Origin of the sequence: Sphingobacterium detergens, assembly GCF_003610355.1 — a bacterium.
In the GTDB taxonomy this organism is placed as follows: Bacteria; Bacteroidota; Bacteroidia; order Sphingobacteriales; family Sphingobacteriaceae; genus Sphingobacterium; species Sphingobacterium detergens.
On record NZ_RAPY01000002.1, the window covers coordinates 802652 to 821423 of the forward strand.

The 18772-nt window shown below is 38.5% G+C and carries 11 protein-coding genes; 7 read left to right on the forward strand and 4 right to left on the reverse strand.

All coding sequences use genetic code 11. The features are described from left to right. Position 1: 1 nt before the first annotated feature. Together DFQ12_RS15360 and DFQ12_RS15365 are read right to left on the reverse strand one after the other, a co-directional pair. The gene (locus DFQ12_RS15360) at positions 2-1201 is read right to left on the reverse strand and encodes a hypothetical protein (RefSeq protein ID WP_120259924.1); all 1200 of its coding nucleotides are present in this window, start codon (positions 1199-1201) and stop codon (positions 2-4) included. 264 nt (positions 1202-1465) lie between these two features. Further along, on the reverse strand, positions 1466-3268 hold the full coding sequence (locus DFQ12_RS15365) for a hypothetical protein (protein ID WP_120259925.1): 1803 nt from the start codon (positions 3266-3268) through the stop codon (positions 1466-1468). A gap of 774 nt (positions 3269-4042) precedes the next feature. On the opposite strand from DFQ12_RS15365, the gene DFQ12_RS15370 reads away from it, so the two are divergent. Both DFQ12_RS15370 and rlmB read left to right on the forward strand, forming a co-directional pair. After that, positions 4043-5899 (forward strand): DNA polymerase III subunit gamma/tau, encoded by a 1857-nt coding sequence (locus DFQ12_RS15370; protein ID WP_120259926.1) that lies wholly within the window; start codon positions 4043-4045, stop codon positions 5897-5899. 73 nt (positions 5900-5972) lie between these two features. Next, complete coding sequence (gene rlmB, locus DFQ12_RS15375) at positions 5973-6767, forward strand: 23S rRNA (guanosine(2251)-2'-O)-methyltransferase RlmB (protein ID WP_410528668.1); 795 nt, start codon at positions 5973-5975, stop codon at positions 6765-6767. 229 nt (positions 6768-6996) lie between these two features. Here rlmB and DFQ12_RS15380 read toward each other — a convergent pair whose 3' ends face one another. Continuing rightward, a complete protein-coding gene (locus tag DFQ12_RS15380) occupies positions 6997-8760 on the reverse strand; it encodes an AMP-dependent synthetase/ligase (RefSeq protein ID WP_120259927.1) in 1764 nt (587 codons plus the stop codon). Between the two features lie 214 nt (positions 8761-8974). Continuing rightward, positions 8975-10846, reverse strand: coding sequence for a DEAD/DEAH box helicase (locus DFQ12_RS15385; protein WP_120259928.1), 1872 nt, complete (start codon positions 10844-10846; stop codon positions 8975-8977). A gap of 261 nt (positions 10847-11107) precedes the next feature. Here DFQ12_RS15385 and DFQ12_RS15390 point away from each other — a divergent pair, with 261 nt between their 5' ends. The 5 genes from DFQ12_RS15390 (at position 11108) to DFQ12_RS15410 (ending at position 18771) form a co-directional block, all read left to right on the forward strand. Continuing rightward, a complete protein-coding gene (locus DFQ12_RS15390; RefSeq protein WP_120259929.1) occupies positions 11108-11722 on the forward strand; it encodes an RNA polymerase sigma factor in 615 nt (204 codons plus the stop codon). Positions 11723-11851: 129 nt separating this feature from the next. Further along, positions 11852-12814, forward strand: coding sequence for a FecR family protein (locus DFQ12_RS15395; RefSeq protein WP_120259930.1), 963 nt, complete (start codon positions 11852-11854; stop codon positions 12812-12814). Between the two features lie 122 nt (positions 12815-12936). Continuing rightward, positions 12937-16314: a TonB-dependent receptor gene (locus DFQ12_RS15400; RefSeq protein ID WP_120259931.1), complete on the forward strand. Its 3378-nt coding sequence runs from the start codon at positions 12937-12939 to the stop codon at positions 16312-16314. 213 nt (positions 16315-16527) lie between these two features. Then, positions 16528-17889 (forward strand): hypothetical protein, encoded by a 1362-nt coding sequence (locus DFQ12_RS15405; protein ID WP_120259932.1) that lies wholly within the window; start codon positions 16528-16530, stop codon positions 17887-17889. 75 nt (positions 17890-17964) lie between these two features. Then, positions 17965-18771 (forward strand): hypothetical protein, encoded by an 807-nt coding sequence (locus DFQ12_RS15410; RefSeq protein ID WP_120259933.1) that lies wholly within the window; start codon positions 17965-17967, stop codon positions 18769-18771. Position 18772 lies beyond the last annotated feature (1 nt).

Here is an 18772-nt window from a genome sequence, read left to right on the forward strand (position 1 = left end):
TTTATCTCGGTTCATAATGGTACACAATCTGGTAAGATTGTTTTTTAAGTTCATTAGATAATTGACCTATAGCCAAACTTTGCGCTTGCGGAGTAGGTTCACATACTGAATAGTATTTTCCATTATATAAAATAGCATCACCAATAGGCTGTTCGAATTGAACGGCCATGGTGATATGTGTGGGGTACAAGAGTGTGATCATTGGGAGATTATAAATCTCTTTGACCAAGTAAAAGAATAGTGCTGCACGATCGTCACAGTCGCTGTATTTATTTAATAATGTCTGTTCTGGGGATAGTCGTTTTTCTGTCCCAAAATTATCTTCATCATTTTCATATAAAAAGGCATAGCGTGTAAACCGCATTAAATAATCTACACCTTCTTTCTCTTTCTTCCCTTTGAGATTTTCTTTGAGGGCAGGAACCAATGATTGATAGGTTTCCTTACTCAATGGAATATTGAAGTAGGTCTCGAAATCTACTCCAGGATAGTTTTTAAAAAGATCACTGATATCATTGTTCAGCTTCACGTTAAAATGATAAGCTTTATGGCCGTAATTGAAAGCAATTTGTTTTTCAATGTAGTTTGCCGGTACAAAATCCGGTAGCTTTGTGATTTTATAGCTGAAATCGTTGGTGGCTTCCGGCACTTTAATATTTACGGGGATATAGGTGTCTGCTCGTTGAAATAGTTTTCCATAATCATGAAAATTTAAACAGGTATATTTTTTACCATCAACTTCAAAAAAAGGAATATCAGAAATATCCTCATTGTTCTGAATAAAAAAGACAATCTGATTATTTCCTACTGCCAAACGTGCATCGTATCCAGATTTGCACATCAGAAACCATTTGTATAGCGTGTAACGTGCATAGTTGTCTGCTTTTGGTGCAATTTGTTGTGCTGTGCGACGCACAAGCTGATAATATACCCAGTCGTTGAGGTGTTGTTTATCTTTGTATTCGAGTAAACTATTTACCAGATCATGGTATTCTGCCTGATCGGCAGTTTGGTAGAACTCCTGTACGCGAGCTCCTGTTAAACTATCATTGAATGGAATACTGAAAGATGGTGGTACATTAATTGAAACTTTCCCATCGTAAAAATCGAAATCATGATGCTGCGCCCTAGCAATTTGTAGACTGCATGTAAACCAACATAAAATGGTCAAAAAGGCAATATGGCATCCTTTGATATTCAATTATTAACAATTTAATAATATTAATGTAATATAAATTTAACAAATATAAAGGCATTTTGCAAGGATTTTAGAAAATGGTTTTGGGATTGCATATATTGCTTTACTAACAATCTTTCGGCTAAGAGATGATATACTAAAGGTTTCTGTGGAGACTCTTCGGAGAATGCAATTAAATTGAAAAAGATGAAGATAATTAATTGCTAATTGTCTTCATCTTTTTAATGTCAAATAACCAAGGAAGGTACTGACTTTAATTCAAAAAGGTTACAGATTAAATCTACATCCTTGTTTGGGATACCTTATAACATTTATGTTAGGTTGGAAAACTTTGTATATAATTCGTTCTCTGGATTCAGCTTTAGGGTAGTTTGGATCCGTTACTCTATAATGTATTTCTACCCCAACTAGAGGTAATTCGTTTTTTGAATATGTAGGAGCGTGATTGTCCCTATGGATATAATGTAAATCTATTAAAGTTAAATTTGCATCATGATATGGTGCTTTGAATGAAACCCATTTAGAGTGTGTATAGGAGCTATCAGCCGAATAGCCTCGTTCAAGGTTGTAATTACGTATTTTATTATGATACACATGGGTAATATCGTTTAGGACGTTATTTCTCAAGCCCATAAAGATACTGAGATAATTCTTTTCTACGAAGTGATTATCAATTAGCACAACATTGATGGAATCCATTTTTAATCCTTGGACTCGATCAATCGATGAAAAATAATCATTGATCCAATGTGTGGTCATTCGATGTTCAGCGTGGATTTCTTTTTGACCTTGCACATAAAGGTGACTACATGGGCTGTATTCATTTAATGTTATTCTGAGATTTATATCGCTGTTATTAGGAACAGCCAGCAGGCCGACAGGTCCATTATAGACGGGTTTGTATCTTGATGCAGAGAGTTGAGCTTGGGGGAGTGGGGTAAACTGGATACCATATAGATAATTGGTCAAATTAGCTGTTCCAGTTGTTGATACAATTCCCGAATACTGTATTGTAGTTTGAGTATTTGTTGCCGAGTTTTTTTTGCCACCTGAAAATGACTTAACAATACCAATTATTCCTTTTAATGCTGTAGCTCCAAGTGTGATAGCGCCTATAATCGAAGCCTTCGGTTTTGAGTTTACGACTGTTTCTTTAGGTGTATTAGCTCTTAATGGTGAGTTATGATTATTGAGGAAGTTTATAGATTGAGCGCTTTTTGATGGGAATGTTTTAAGTATTGTTTCCAGATGACCCGCGACTTCATAACCAGTGTTTAGATATTGACTAAATTTTGAAGGGTCACTGCCAGATGCGCCAGCTGAGCTTCTAGAAATTAATGTGCTAAAATCCGTACCAAGAGCTATATCTGTCGAATTTACGCCATAAACGGTAAAGGAGATATCAAGCTCGTTTATAGGAGAAGTTATACTGTTGGGGTTAAAAGCAGTAAGAGTGTAGTCAAAATTTAGCCAAGTATCATCTTTATTTTTTTGAGTAGCAACAATTTGTTTAACGCTTGCATCAATGGAGTCAACAACAGAATTTCGAGGATTTGCATAAAAAGATAACAAACCATTTTTATGACTATTTGGATTAAGAAAGCCAAGTATACCAACATAATGAGTCTTTGAGCTCTCCGATAGATGTTTAACTCGATAATTGTATACAAAGAATCGGAGAACACCAGAATACTTATTATATAAAGCAAAGAAAGGAGTCTGTGCCGGGCGCTCTGGTGTACCGAAATCTTTTAAATATAATACCCAACCGAATTCTGGCTTATAATCTTGTTCAAAATTATTATTCACAGGATTATTTTGGATTGTCCAAGGAAGACTCACTTCGTATGAAGGAGAGAGGGCTCCATTAATTTTTGGTAGAAAGTAAATTAAAGCGGTGTTTTGATTTGCCCAATTCCAACTGCTCAAATTTTGATCGTTCGGATCACTTATAGCAGACGCTTTAGTGTTAATTTTTCCATTTTGAATTTCATTTTCAAAAGTAGTATTTTTCTTACAAGAAACTATTGTGAGAAAAAACAATAAACAAATGGTTAGATAATTTTTCATTTTTAATAACAAAGAAAATACAAGGAGGTTATTTTTATGTGTGTTTTATATTATCTTTTTATTAATTTCTTGATGATAGGAAAAATGTTAGCTTGATACACATTGGTGGAAAAAATATAGGAACATCGTCTTGTACTACACAAAAAGTAGGATTTTTAGAATAGCCCGCAGTGCGGAGGAGGGAATGGTATGGAAAAGTATTTATAATTTATTAGCTAAAAACTACCACTACCGTGCCACTATTTATTTTATATTTTTTACTTATTGTCTTAATCGGATTTGTTTGTTAAATGATTCTACACATCCCAAATATATTGAGTCCATAAGATCAAAATTTGACCGAAACGGTAAAATGAGTTGACCATGTGTGCCTTTTTTACTCCAGCATTAAATATCCATATACAGGATTTTAGGGGAAATTCTTACGTCGTGTGAGAAATACAGACACTTTCGGAGAAAGTAGGACAAAAATCGAGCATGCTTGCACTGAACAATGGCTGTATGACTCTATATTCTTTTTTATTTACTTGTGTTTGTTGGCCTGATCAATTCAAAGATAGTATAGGATTTTTGGCTAAATGCGTACATAGTTGAGTTTATTTTGTCTGATTTCTTATGTTATAAGAAGTATGAGACTTCTGAAAGATTATGAATTAGTTGATTTTAGAAAACATAACAATCCTCCAAACTATTTGGCAGATTAATAATTACTGACTTGTGATTTTTAGGTTTTAGTTTTTCCATTTTCTTTTTTAAAATCCGTATCTTCGTGCAATGGATAATTTTATTGTTTCTGCACGTAAATACCGCCCGATTACCTTTGATTCGGTTGTAGGTCAGCAACACATTACAGGTACCCTAAAGAATGCAATTCACAACAATCAGTTGGCGCAGGCATTTTTATTCTGTGGGCCACGTGGTGTTGGTAAAACTACTTGCGCCCGTATTTTGGCCAAAACAATAAATTGTGAACAGATCTTACCTGGAACTGAGCCTTGTGGCGAATGTGATAGCTGTAAATCCTTCCAAAACGGCAATTCTTTCAGCATTCACGAACTCGATGCCGCATCCAACAACTCGGTAGATGATATCCGTAATCTCATTGATCAGGTCCGTATACCACCTCAGGCAGGAAAATACAAGATCTATATCATCGATGAGGTGCACATGCTCTCACAGGCCGCTTTCAATGCATTCTTGAAGACATTGGAAGAACCACCTTCTTATGCAATTTTTATCCTTGCAACAACCGAGAAACATAAGATTTTGCCAACAATTCTTTCACGTTGTCAGATTTTTGATTTCAACCGTATAAAGGTGGAGGATATGGCAGGCCATCTGGCGAGAATAGCTGACCGCGAAGCGATCGCTTATGACCAAGATGGTTTACATATCATTGCGCAAAAGGCAGACGGTGGTCTTCGTGATGCATTGTCTATGTTTGATCAGATTGTCAGTTTCTCGAATAAAAATGTAACCTATCAGGCTGTTATTGACAACCTGAATATTCTGGATTACGATTATTATTTTAAGCTAACGGATTCGATCTTGGCTGAAGATGCTGCACAAACGCTCTTGACATTTAACGAGATTTTGAACCATGGCTTCGATGGAAGTCATTTCATTGCTGGTTTGTCAGCTCATTTCCGTAATCTGCTGGTGGCCAGAGAGCCCGCGACATTAAAATTATTGGAAGTTAGCGATAGCATACGTCAAAAATACTTACAACAAGCGCAGAAAGCTTCTTCGGGATTTTTATTGTCCGCATTGAATATCTCAAACCAGTGTGAAATAAATTACAAAACAAGTAAAAACCAACGCTTACAGGTAGAACTTGCTTTGTTGAAAATGTGTCACATCGCAAGTGCCATTAAGTTAAGTCAGCTCGGTTCTATACAGGTTCCTTCAGCAGCTGAAGGAGTAAAAAAAAAACTCCCTGAGTCTGTAGTCTCGCAGGCAAAGGAAAGTCCTTCTGCGGCAGCATCTTCCGGAAATACAGTACAAAATGCGACACCAGCATCCGTTGTATCAACTCCTACACCTGTATCCAACCCACAAACAACAGTTTCCAATCCCCAGACTTCGGCTGTTAAACCCGAGGTAAAAAATGATCCCGTTTCAAATGTACCTCCAAAAGTAAAAAAAGGAGGATGGGGGGCAGCTGCCTCAGCGATTATTCCATCATTGCCAGATTTGAACACCATTTATGACAACAACTCGGTTGCCAAAGAAGGTGATGAACCTGAATTAATAAGAGGTACTGAACAACGTGAGGTAGGCTTTAATCAATTCATAGCCATTTGGAATGCCTATGCTGAGCAGTTGAAGACAGAAAATAAAATCAACCTGTATACGATGATGACGACTACGCAACCTCGTTTGAACGGTACATTGATCGAGATTGATGTCGAAAATGGTGTACAGATGGATGTACTGCAAAGCGCGAAAGTGGATGTGTTGAATTATCTTCGGGTAAAGCTGCAAAATTTTGCGCTAGATCTACAAGGTGTTATGATGGAATTTACGGTTTCCCGCAAACCGTACACTTCGCAGGAAAAGTATCAGGCTATGGTAACCAAAAATCCGCTTTTAGATACTTTGCGTAAGGAGTTTAACTTAGGTTTAAGCTAAATCGACCATTCTAATTCCTGTTAATTTTTGTACCTTTGCAATCTCTTCTATTTGGAAGGTAATATTTAGTTTTATGATGCAAGGAAATTTTCAGAGACGTGATCGCGATCACGGCGAAAAACGTGAAGTAAATCAGATGGTATTCGGTATCCGTGCCGTCATCGAAGCGATCGATAGTGGTAAAGAAATTGAATCGTTATTTGTGCAACGCGGATTAAGTGGTAGCTTGATTCTGGAACTGAAATCCTTATTGAAAGAACATGATATTGCTTTTCAGCAAGTGCCTATTGAGAAACTGAATCGTATCACACGGAAAAACCATCAAGGAGTAATTGCGGTTATATCGCCAATTACCTATCAAAGTATTGAAGATCTCTTACCTCAGATCTATGAGAAAGGTGAAACTCCTTTACTTTTGATGTTAGATGGTGTAACTGACGTTCGTAATATGGGGGCTATTGCACGTACGGCTGAATGTTCAGGTGTGCATGCGATCATTGTGCCGAAAAAAGGATCTGCTGAAATAAATCCGGATGCAATTAAAACATCCGCTGGAGCATTGTATAAAATTCCGGTCTGCCGCCATGATAGCCTTTCGAAAGTGGGTAAATTTCTGATAGATTCAGGAGTGCAATTGGTTGTGAGTACAGAAAAAACAACGTCGAGTATCTATGACGTGGATTATACAGCACCTACCTGTGTCATCATGGGCGCCGAGGATGTCGGTGTATCGAATGATTTAATCCGTATCGCGGATAATCTTGCCAAGATACCAATGTATGGCGAAATAGGTTCTTTGAATGTGTCTGTATCGGCTGCGGTTGTTATTTATGAGGCAATTCGTCAACGTCTGCCTAAGAAGTCGTAAGAACAAAATTCTGCTATATAAAATAGCCTTTGTCAGAGACAGAGGCTATTTTTTTGAATATCGATCTTAATGATTTTTACGTTAATATCTAAGCAAGAGGGCTTGCTCCAATTTTATACTGATCTAGTCGACTCTTATTTCAATCTGCAGACGAAAGTCTGATCCAGATCCCAACATCTTACATGCTTTATTGTTTGTCCCTGATAAATAGATTTGTCTATTTATTTAACTAAGTATTGTAAATCGCCTCAACCTCTTTTTCATACTTCTGAAGAATGATTTTTCGCTTCATCTTTAAGGTGGGGGTTAATTCACCCGTCTCTATTGTCATTTCATTTGGAATAATTGCAAATTTCTTGATCTGCTCCCAGTTACCAAAATTTTGATTGATGCGATTGAGTTCGGACTCAATCTGCTGTCTAACTTCAGGATGGTTCAGGAATTCTATTTTTGACAATTTTGCCAATGAAGGAGCGGAGTTCTTGCTCCATTCCAAAAGATTGACATAATTTGGAACAATTAAAGCTGCTGGGAATTTTCGGGATTCGCCGATCACCATGACCTGTTCAATAAAAGAAGATTCTACGATCTTGGACTCAAGCTGTTGGGGAACAATATATTTGCCGCCAGAAGTCTTGAACATCTCTTTCTTGCGGTCTACTATTTTCAGAAACTTGCCGTCAACCCATTGACCGATATCTCCAGTATATAGCCAACCATCTTTGAGTACCTCAGCAGTGGCTTCTTCATTTTTATAATAGCCAAGCATATTGTTTTCACCTTTGGTGAGGATCTCCCCATCTTCGGCAAGTTTGATTTCAATATTAATCAATGGTAGACCGACTGTACCGATTTTCATTCCTCTTTTAAAGCAGTTTACAGCAATACAGGGGCCTGCTTCGGTTAGACCGTAACCTTCATAAATAGGGATTCCGGCAGCCATATACAAGCGGATTAATCTTTCTTGTAAAGCAGCACTGCCCGATGCAACCCCTTTGATGTCCCCTCCCAAGGCCTCCCGCCATTTTGAAAAGACGAGTTTTCTTGCAATACTTAATTTGATAGCATACCACCAAGAACGGTTCTCTAATGTGTATTGTTCACCGACACGAAGAGACCAGAAGAATATCTTGCGTTTGAATCCAGTCAGTTTTTCACCGGTTGCAATAATTTTTTCATATACTTTTTCAAGTACACGGGGCACAGCTGAAAAGATATGTGGTCGGACTGATTTGAAATCTTCTCCAATGGTATCAATCGACTGGGCAAAAAAGATTGTTAAACCCTTATACATATAGACATATTGGAAGACACGTTCGTAGGCATGGCAAACGGGCAGAAAGGAAAGCGCTCGGTCTCCGCGTCCGACAGGGAAGGAGTACTCACTACTCATGGTATCGGCCAATAGATTGCGGTGGGCCAGCATAACTCCCTTCGGATTTCCGGTTGTACCTGATGTGTAAATGATGGAAGCGAGGCTCTCGGTACCAACGGCATTTCGAAGTGTCTCAAGCTGCTCATCAGTGATGGAAGCACCATCAGCAACGAAACTCTGCCAATGCGGTATATCCTCTTCTATGTCTAAACTAAAAATATGTTCAAGGAGTGGACATGAGTCTCTGATCGAAGTGATCTTCGTATATAGCTTTTTTGAGCTTACGATACAATTTTTAATCTCAGCATGGTTGAATATAAAGCTGTAATCTGATTCAGAGATATTCGGATAAATCGCGACAACCACAGCACCAATCTGTTGGATTGCAAAATCAAGAACATTCCATTCGATGCGGTTTTCACTGATTAAAGCAACTTTTTCACCTACTTGGACACCGTGGGCAATCAGACCTTTGGATACCTGATTGACACGTTCAATAAATTCTGTATTACTTACCGCTACCCAATTCGCTCCGTCTTTGTAGGAAAACATAGGAAACCCAGGTGCAGTTTCTTGTTGCAAATAGGCTAAATCAAATAATCTTGTTGCTGTTGGCATTGTGAAAATCCAGTTCGTGTAATTAAGCTAATTTACATTTTTTTGCGGAGATTAAGGCATGTGAAAAATGGAATAAGACGCATTAAGGTAGCGAGAAGGTGGAGGGGATTTAGGTTTTGGATCCGCCTGAAGTACTATAAATGAAAAAGACTCTGATCTGCAAAGCCGGGGCTTTCCAAATCAGAGTCTTTATACGCTTATCTAAATACTAAATCTAGTATTTGCTTTTAGATTCTTTACGTTTACCTGAGAAATCACGGAAACCTCCGCCATTGCTACTACCACGGTCACGTTTTTCGCCGCTGAATCCGCCTTCACGTCTTCCGCCACGATCACCGCCTCCGTATCCACCTTCACGTCTTCCACCGCGATCACCACCACGGTATCCGCCTTCGCGTCTTCCGCCACGATCACCACCACGACTTCTTCCACGATCACCACCACGGCCTTCGCTTCTAGCTTCACCAGATACTTCGATACGTACTTGACGACCGTTGTAATCTACACCTTGGAATCCTTGGAATACTTTCTCAACTTCAGCATCTTGTACTTCAAAGAATGTAAACACACCTTTTAAGTCAATTTTACCGATAGATTTTCCAGAGATATTCGCGTTGTTACAGATAAAGCCTAACATGTCTCCACGAGAGAACTCATCTACAGAACCTAAGTTCATGAACAAACGGGTATAACCTTTTGAACCTTCACGAGAACGACCATCACGTCTATCGCCACGATCTTCACGAGAACCTTCGCGGGCTTCGATATTTAAATCTGGAGCGTTTTTATAATAATCTAAGAAACGGTTGAATTCAAGGGATGCAAATCTTTTGATGATATCTTCTTTTGAAAGAGATTCTAGATTTTCCATAATTGCAGGCAAGAATGGACTGATTTGCTCATCATTTACTTCAACGTTTTCAATCTTTTTAACGATAGAGAACAATTGTTTTTCGCATACTTCAGCACCTTGAGGAACTTGTTTTTTCTCAAAAGGTTTACCGATGATCTTTTCAAGATGACGGATTTTGCTGAGTTCTTTTACGTTTACCAAAGAAAGAGAGATACCAGTTTTACCTGCACGAGCAGTACGACCTGAACGGTGTGTATAGTTTTCTGTTTCATCAGGCAAAGAGAAGTTGATAACGTGAGTTACGTCACTTACATCAATACCACGAGCAGCTACGTCTGTTGCGATCAATAATTGTAAACTACGGTCACGGTAACGTTTCATTACTTTATCACGTTGTTGTTGGGACAAGTCACCGTGCAGCGAGTCTGCATTGTAACCATCTTTGATCAACGCTTCAGCGATATCCTGTGTTTCGATTTTTGTACGACAAAATACGATACCAAAGATATCAGGGTTTGAATCCACAATACGTTTGAACGCAGCATATTTATCTTTTGCTTTGATCAAATAATAGTGGTGTTCAATGTTGGCATTACCGGTGTTTTTTGTACCTACAGTAAGCTCAACAGGATCGGTCATATAATTTTTCGCGATACGACGTACCTCAGAAGGCATTGTCGCCGAAAATAACCAAGTTTTTTTCTCGTCAGGAGTTTCTGACAAAATGTTGTTGATGTCTTCTTTGAAGCCCATATTGAGCATCTCATCCGCTTCATCTAATACAACATATTTAACATTTGAGAAATCAATTGCATTTCTGCCAATGATATCCAACATACGACCTGGGGTCGCAACTACAATTTGCACTCCACGTCTAATTTGACGTAGCTGGTCTGAGATATTTGCACCTCCATATACAGCAACAACATGTACGTTGTCAACGTATTTAGCAAATTTTTCTAAATCTTTTGAGATTTGTAAACATAATTCCCGAGTAGGGCAAAGGATTAATGCCTGTGGGTGTTTTTGAGAAAAGTCTAATTGCTCTAATAATGGAAGACCAAATGCCGCGGTCTTTCCTGTGCCAGTTTGGGCTAATCCGACAAAATCGTCGTTACCAGTCAATAAAACAGGAATGGCTTTTTCCTGAATTTCAGAAGGTTTTTCGAAACCTAATTCTGAGATGGCATTAACAACTTCCTCACGGATTCCCAGTTCTAAAAATGGGTTCATGAAATATTATATACAATAGGCACTATTGCCTAAGGCGTTGCAAAGGTAAGAATAATATTTGAATAATCAAAGAATTTAAATGATTGATTTTTAATGAGATTGAAGATTTCAAATTAAGGGGATAAAAAATTTATTCGCGGTATATAGCTGGTGACTGATTGAAAAGTATTATTTTGATTGTAAACTATTTTGCCTTTTTGTGCTTTCTTTATTCATTTATTAATAAAAACTTAATATCTCAACCTTATTTTTGGTATTAGTATGGATCAGATACCAATTATATATCAGCAATGGCTAAGGGCTATTAAAGAGCGGAATGATACGAATGCCTATGCTGAGTTATATCAGTATTGTTGGAAAGATCTTTATCAACATGCCGCCCGGCGTATTCTTGATTCACAGGATGTAGAAGATATTCTTCAGGAACTGTTTGTTCAGTTTTGGGAAAAACGTCATACGATCGATATCCAGATGAATCTTCCAGCCTATCTCAAGGGAATGCTCAAATATAAAATTATAGATTTTTTCAATTCCAATAAGGCAAAGGATAAACTTCTGGATCATTGGAGTAAACATATTTTTGATTACGTACAACATCATCCGGAAGAACTTGAAACTTACCTCATGTTAGAAAAGATGCTGGAAGATGAATTGGAAATTATGCCGCATAATATGCGGCAGGTACTCTTGTTGAAGTGGGAGCATCTATCAATTCGTGAGATAGCACTGCGGATGGGACTCTCTGAACAAACTGTAAAAAATAACCTTACCGAAGCATCTAAAAGACTGAAGAAAGCGATTATCGGCTATCAAAATGTTCAAGATGGCAGTTTTACCCTCCTGCTTATTTTTATTCTGGAGGAGCTCTCCAGGTAAATGGCAGCCGTCTGGCGGCCATTGCAGCATTAAAAAATCAATTTAACAATTCTTTTATGAAACGTTAACCATTTATTGAAGTACTTTCCGGCTTTTTTGAAGACTTGTATATAAACAGCAGGCAAAAAAGTGAAAAGAAGAATTTTTGAATCCTTAATCTATAGATATCAGCAGAGCAAAGCCAACAAGGCTGAGCAGTCCCTGATTGATCGCTGGTATGATACGCTTGATCAGGAAGAACTTCCTGCAGGGAAGCTAGATGAGGTTCAGTTGTGGAATAGCATAGAGCAACGGATCGGAAGTACTGCTCCTAAAAAATCAACGGCTCGGAAAATAATCTATTGGAGCGGAGCAGTTGCCGCAAGCCTGCTGTTGTGCTTTGGTATTTTATTTTGGAAAAAACAGCATGATCTGAATTTCTCCCGAAGAGAAGCGAATTTAAAACCGGGGTACCGGATTTTTGAAACAGGGGCCTCGCAACGTAAACGGGTACTTTTGGCCGACGGATCAACCGTTGTAATGAATGCATATTCCAAAATTAAATTGGATACCGTCTCTTACGATAGGCGGGACCGGGTTGTGGAGCTTATGGCTGGAGAGGCATTTTTTGAGGTCAAGAAAGATTCTACGAAAGCTTTTATTGTGAATGCCCAACAAATACAGACAAGAGTATTGGGTACCTCATTTACCGTGAAAAACTATGCGGAATTGGATGATATATCGGTGTCTGTATTTACAGGTAAAGTGCAGGTCACTGCCAATAATAACCCACTGGGTGTGCTGACCCGTGGGGAACAGATTCGGTATACCAAAAATAACCATAATAGCAATCAGGAGACTTTTGATCTGACGACACGTAATAGCTGGATTGAGGGAAGAGTTTACCTTAAGCAAAGCAGTTTTGCAGAGTTGGCACTGGCGGTTAAAAATATCTATGATGTAGATATTAAAACTGACGACCAGCGGATTGCTCAACAACGGTATAGCATGCCGATATCAAAGCAGCTGTCCTGGACGGCAACCCTCGAAAGTATCAAAGCAATTCATCACAATAAATCCAGGAAGGAGGGCAGGATAGTGCATATTTACTAGTTTGGGGATAAAAAAAGAGCTGACGACGGCCATCGTCAACTCTGAATCATACACCATTTGGAGATGGTATAAATAACATATACAACAACTTATAGAGATATTATATATACGTATACAAATTTATGAAATTTAAGCAATACGTTACGCAAAACGGTATTAAGTTTATGATAAGGACATCGTTGGTAGGTTTACTTCTTTCGATCGGATCGGCCGAAATGCTTTTAGCTTCGGGCGCATACGGCCAGTTACTCAATAAAAAGATTACAGTTTCTTTTAGTGAATCCAATATTCCAGCGGCTTTCGAACGTTTGGAATCCCAAAATATACATATCGCTTTCGATGCTGCGAAATATAATTTGGCAAAGAAAAAGGTAGATGCCAAGATTTTTAAAAGTAACAGCGTTCGGGATGTCATGCGTTATCTGCTCAGGGAGACTGACCTGATGGCTCAAGACAACGGTGTTTATATTACATTGGTCGAAAAGCCGGTACAGCAGGATGGGCGCATCTCAGGTAAAGTTATTGATGATCGCGGTCAGCCTTTGGCCAATGCCAGTATCAAACTGATCGGTGTCAATAAATCAACACAGAGCGGTATCGATGGTAGCTATCTTTTGAATGCTGAACCGGGAACCTACATACTGGAAGTCAGTTATCTCTCTTACCAGACCCAACGTATTGAGGGGGTCAAAATACAGGCTGGACAAAGGACTGGATTAAATATTGCCATGAAGACGTTGGTAAATGCGCTGGAAACGGCTGTTGTCAGCGTATCGTTTAAGAAAGCTTCCGTAGCTGGATTGTATGCGGTACAAAAAAATGCAGCTTCGGTGACGGATGGAATATCCGCCGAACAGATCGCCCGCACACCAGACAATGATATGGGGCAGGTTTTAAAACGTGTTACCGGATTGACGACTGTCAATAACCGGAACGTCATTGTACGGGGGATGTCCGACCGCTACAATCAGGCCATGCTGGATGGGGTGGTGATTCCGAGTACTTCGCAGAATAGACGTGATTTTTCCTTTGATATTATTCCGACAGAGATGGTGAGCTCAGTGGTGGTCAATAAAACGGCAACACCGGATGTATCCGCTGAATTTTCGGGTGGACAGGTTTCTGTGAATACATTGGATATTCCGGAGAAGAATTTTACGACAATACAATATGGGATAGGTGGTAATTCCCGTACAACTGGCAAAGACTTTTATCGGCTGGGGGAACGGCATACGAGTGAATATTTCGGTTTCTTTGACAAATCGTCTAAAATGCCCGATGAAATAAAAACTTGGCAGTGGAACAGTCGGGCGATACAATTGGATGCGCCTCCCGGCTATATTTTGACTGATCCCGAATTGAACAATACCCCTTTAAATCCAACGGAGTTTGGCGATGCAGTGAAATATAACGATTTAGATGCTATCGCACAGTCCAAGCGTTTTAATAATGATGCATTGCGACAATATAAGTATAAAGCATACCCCAATCAGAATATGCGTTTTTCGCTTGGACGGGTTCACGAATTAAATAATGGACAGCGATTAGGGTTTGTGGCATCCGCAAATTTTAGAAACGAACAAAACATTACTGCATTTAATAATGTACGTAATTCGGTAAGTATCAATAATTACATTGATAGTATAGGTCTCGGTGACAATGGAGCAGGAACATCCTATCGCTTCAATAGCAGTGGCGGATTAATGGCCAATATGGGTTGGCAGGGACAGGTTTTTAAAGTTTCCTTAAAGAACATGTATGCGCGTACGTACAGTGATATTTATAATGAGTCTATTCAAAAACCTTATAGTGATTCTAATCCTGAAGTAAGCAAACTGATTTATCAATTGCCTGAAGCAATGTCTTTGCAGCAACACCAATTGGTAGGAGAATATCAATTGCCGTGGGCAATAAAAGCTGAAGGAATGATTACTGTTAACAAAATCAAACAGCAAATTTTAGATGAACGAAAACTTTCCTATAGGGTAACCACTATGATAGATGATATTCCTTATTTTCAAACCCCGGGGCTATTAACTCACCGTAGTTCATCTGTGGTGGGGATTTTCAGGGACTCTCGAAGATGGACAAATATCGATGAGACAGATTATAATTGGAGCGCGGCTTTTTCGCGAAAATTCAACGAAAATACAGCTGTTCCAACGTTGGTGAAATTAGGCTATCAGGCCTGGTCTAAGAAGAGAGCGTTGGATTTATTTAATTTTGTCCCTTGGACGAGAGCATGGGCAGAGGGTACTACGAATCAATTGCCTCCCGAGATAGAAATCCCTTATGCTCAGTTATTCAGCGCTGATAATATTGGAAATGGAAACGGGCAGGCCTATTACTACGCAGATGCATTGGGCGGTCGATATTATGATGGTAAAATGTCTTCACAAGCAGTGTATCTGATGGCAGATCAAATGCTATGGCATAAATTGCGTTTGGTATATGGTGTTCGTGCAGAATATTTTAATTTAAACTCTAAGCAGGAAGAATTATATAGGAGAACTTATCAGGATGAGCCAGATCCCAATGACGTCCAAAGGCATCGTTTTGGTGTAAAAGAAAATAACTGGCGGTTTTTGCCCTCTATTAATGCTACCTATAAGGTAACATCCGATTTCAATATTCGAAGTAGTTATTCAAGGACAGTAGTTAGGCCAGATTTTAGAGAAGTGGGCATGTTTGCCATGTATGATTATGAGTTAGACGGTTACGTTTATGGAGAGCAAGTTAAATCCACCTTGATCGATAATGTAGATCTTCGATTTGAATGGTATCCATCTCCGGGGGAAATAATTTCAATAACAGGATACTATAAATACTTGGATAAACCCATAGAACTTGTTCATAGCGGGGGGAACACGTATACTTTCGCCAACATGGAAAATGCGAAAAATCTTGGCCTTGAAATGGAGATTAGGAAAAATTTGACATTTATATCGGATCAGGACTGGTTAAAAGACCTATTTATATATGCCAACGGAACATTGCTCAAATCGAAGGTTAATGTCTTAAGTCATTGGGAATGGATTAATAACCCTGAAACTCAGGTTGCTGAGCGTATTCAACAACGCTACCCCAATCAAGATAGGCCACTTATGGGGCAATCACCCTGGTTGGTGAATTTAGGCGTAGGATATTGGGGGGAGCTTTTCGGGGTAACGGCAAGCTATAATCATCGGGGGTATCGCACAAATTTAGCGAATGTTAATATGAACAATGTCGAATATGAGTTGGCCCCAAAACAATTGGATGCACAACTTTATACGCGTTTTCTAAAGGGAAAGATGGAAGTAAAATTCAATATGGCCAACCTATTTGATGAATGGACGCGGTATTATATGAATATTCAAGATTATGAACAAGATGATACAAAATTTTATGTATTGAAAAAAGGTAAATCTATAAAATATAATAAAGGAGAGGGGGATATTATCACCTATCGCAGAAGAGATGGGCGAAGGTTTAATCTCTCATTGACTTATAATTTTTAAAAAATACTAACTGCGCGAGGCAGGTTCATTCTAACCCATAAATACATTAAGCAGCGTTCCAAGACTTGTCCATTAGCACAATCTGGAAGATATTAAAATTTATCATAATGGGGGAATGAAAAACTATGCAACTATAGGAATAGCTATCCGCTATAGAAGCATAGTCTAAAAAGTGATCTTGTGATGGCTAAGTTATGTAAAAGTTAACAAAAAATGAAAAAAATCTTAACGCTAGCAAGTGTATGCGCAATCGCATTGGCATCTTGTAACAAGGACAACTTGGCTCCGGTAAATGGTTCAACAGCTGGATTACCATCTTTACCTCAAGCAACAGTTCCAACTGATGCTAATGGTGTAATCACTGCAACAACCCTTACTTCGGATAAAGTATGGAAAATCGATGGCGTAGCTTTTGTAAAACCCGGTGCAACATTGACCATCCAACCAGGTACTTTTATTACTTCTGGGGTAACTAAAGCATATCCAGATCAAATCACTGGTATTACACAAAACATCAAAGGTGTATTGGTTGTTCCTAAGACTGCAAAATTAATTGCTAATGGAACGGCGACAGCGCCTATTGTATTTACTTCGCCGAATGCAGCTGGATCGCGTAATCCAGGTGATTTCGGAGGTGTTGTTTTGTTGGGATCATCTACGACAAACCAACCTGCGACCAAAAGAATTGAAGGCATTCCTCAACCTGTAAACGTTGATGTTACGTATGGTGGTTCAGTACCTGCGGACAATTCAGGTTCGTTGAAATATGTACGTATTGAGTTTGCAGGTTACAACTTGACTGCTGACAATGAAATTAACGGTTTGACTTTAGGTGGTGTTGGTTCAGGTACTACATTGGAAAATATCCAAGTTTCTTGGGGTAAAGATGATGCTTTCGAATTTTTCGGTGGCACCGTCAATGCAAAAAATTTAGTGGCACTTTCAAATGATGATGATGATTTTGATTTTGACCATGGTTATACAGGAACAATTCAATATGCTTTATCCTTAAAAGATCCCAATTCAACCAACAGTACTTCAAGCGGTAGCTCAGATTCGAATGGTTTAGAATCTGATAACGAAGCAACCTCACCTTGGTCAGCTACACCTAAAACACGTCCAGTATTGAAAAACTTTACTTTTTTAGGTATTGATAATGCTTCGGTAGCTGGTACTAAATTAAAATTTGGTAACCGTTGGAGAAGAAATACTGAATTAGATATTCAATATTCAATTATCGCTGGATATGCTACAGGTGCTGCTTTCCAAGATGGGGCTACTGGAGTATTTAGCAACAATGTGGTTCAAGCTTATACTGCAGCTTTTAGTGGAACTGCTCCAGGTACGGGAAATTCAACTAATATTGGTGCAACACCAAATAGCTATTTATTATTGGGAGGTGCTGGTATAAATCCTTTTTACACAACAACTGGTGCAGCTAGTTTTGATGTATGGAACTTAGTGCCGTCTTCAACAAGTCCTGCCGCTGGTGTAAATTACAAGGGTGCTTTTAATCCTGCTGCAACAACTTTGTGGACAGATAATTGGACGAAATTTACTCCAAAGACTTATTAATCATTATTTCTAACTTCTATGATCCTGCCATATTCCATGGCAGGATTATATTTTTTGTTATACTAAAATCATACTATGAAAAGCCAATTAATAGCTTTTATTTTATTTCTGGCATTCTTTATTTTCTCTTGTCAAAAAGGAGAACATATCGAAACTTTCCAAAAATTCACTAATGTCTTTATCAAAGATATTAATTTATTGATTGGGCCAGACAAGGGTAAATTGTTGATCGATGAGCATGCAGTGTCTGTTAATAACAATTCAGTAGTAAAAATAATTTCTGGAGAAAAGAAATTTACACTCTTGGATAGTGCTGGAAATATAATATTTAATGAAACTATCATTATTAAAGACAATACAGATACGTTGCAATATGTAAAGCTAACAAATGATATTCCCCCAAGTTTGATAAAGATGAAAGCAGAAAGTCGGGTCGAAGGGAAGGTGAAAATTCGAATCGTAAATGGAAATAATGAGTTGAACACACTATTGGGAGGAAAGAAATTCCACTTGGTTTTCTACCATGTTGTAGAAAGGTTATCAGGGCCACCTTCAAGAAGAAAAATTGTCTATAGTGCGAAAGGAGATACATTAAAAAATATCGGAAAGACCTTACCTGCAGATTATCAGTCTCTAACGCTGCCGAGTGCAGATGTTCTTTACAACTATGGTTTTTACGGTAGGGCACAAATCCTTAAAGAAGATTTCAAACCACTTTTGATCAATGGTATGGAGGCTTATTATGGGTATTCTGTAGATTATCATAATTATGGTGTCTTAACCTCATTTACCACCAATAACTCGGGAACAGCCAATAGCCCTGCTTCTAATATCCCTACATTTTGGGAGTTTAATGGTCTAGAGGTTGCATTTGGCAATTAAA

Coding starts and splice junctions, on each gene's coding strand:
- DFQ12_RS15365 (WP_120259925.1), bottom strand. CDS start 3,268: ATGAAAAATTATCTAACCATTTGTTTATTGTTTTTTCTCACAATAGTT.
- DFQ12_RS15370 (WP_120259926.1), top strand. CDS start 4,043: ATGGATAATTTTATTGTTTCTGCACGTAAATACCGCCCGATTACCTTT.
- rlmB (WP_410528668.1), top strand. CDS start 5,973: ATGATGCAAGGAAATTTTCAGAGACGTGATCGCGATCACGGCGAAAAA.
- DFQ12_RS15380 (WP_120259927.1), bottom strand. CDS start 8,760: ATGCCAACAGCAACAAGATTATTTGATTTAGCCTATTTGCAACAAGAA.
- DFQ12_RS15385 (WP_120259928.1), bottom strand. CDS start 10,846: ATGAACCCATTTTTAGAACTGGGAATCCGTGAGGAAGTTGTTAATGCC.
- DFQ12_RS15390 (WP_120259929.1), top strand. CDS start 11,108: ATGGATCAGATACCAATTATATATCAGCAATGGCTAAGGGCTATTAAA.
- DFQ12_RS15400 (WP_120259931.1), top strand. CDS start 12,937: ATGAAATTTAAGCAATACGTTACGCAAAACGGTATTAAGTTTATGATA.
- DFQ12_RS15405 (WP_120259932.1), top strand. CDS start 16,528: ATGAAAAAAATCTTAACGCTAGCAAGTGTATGCGCAATCGCATTGGCA.
- DFQ12_RS15410 (WP_120259933.1), top strand. CDS start 17,965: ATGAAAAGCCAATTAATAGCTTTTATTTTATTTCTGGCATTCTTTATT.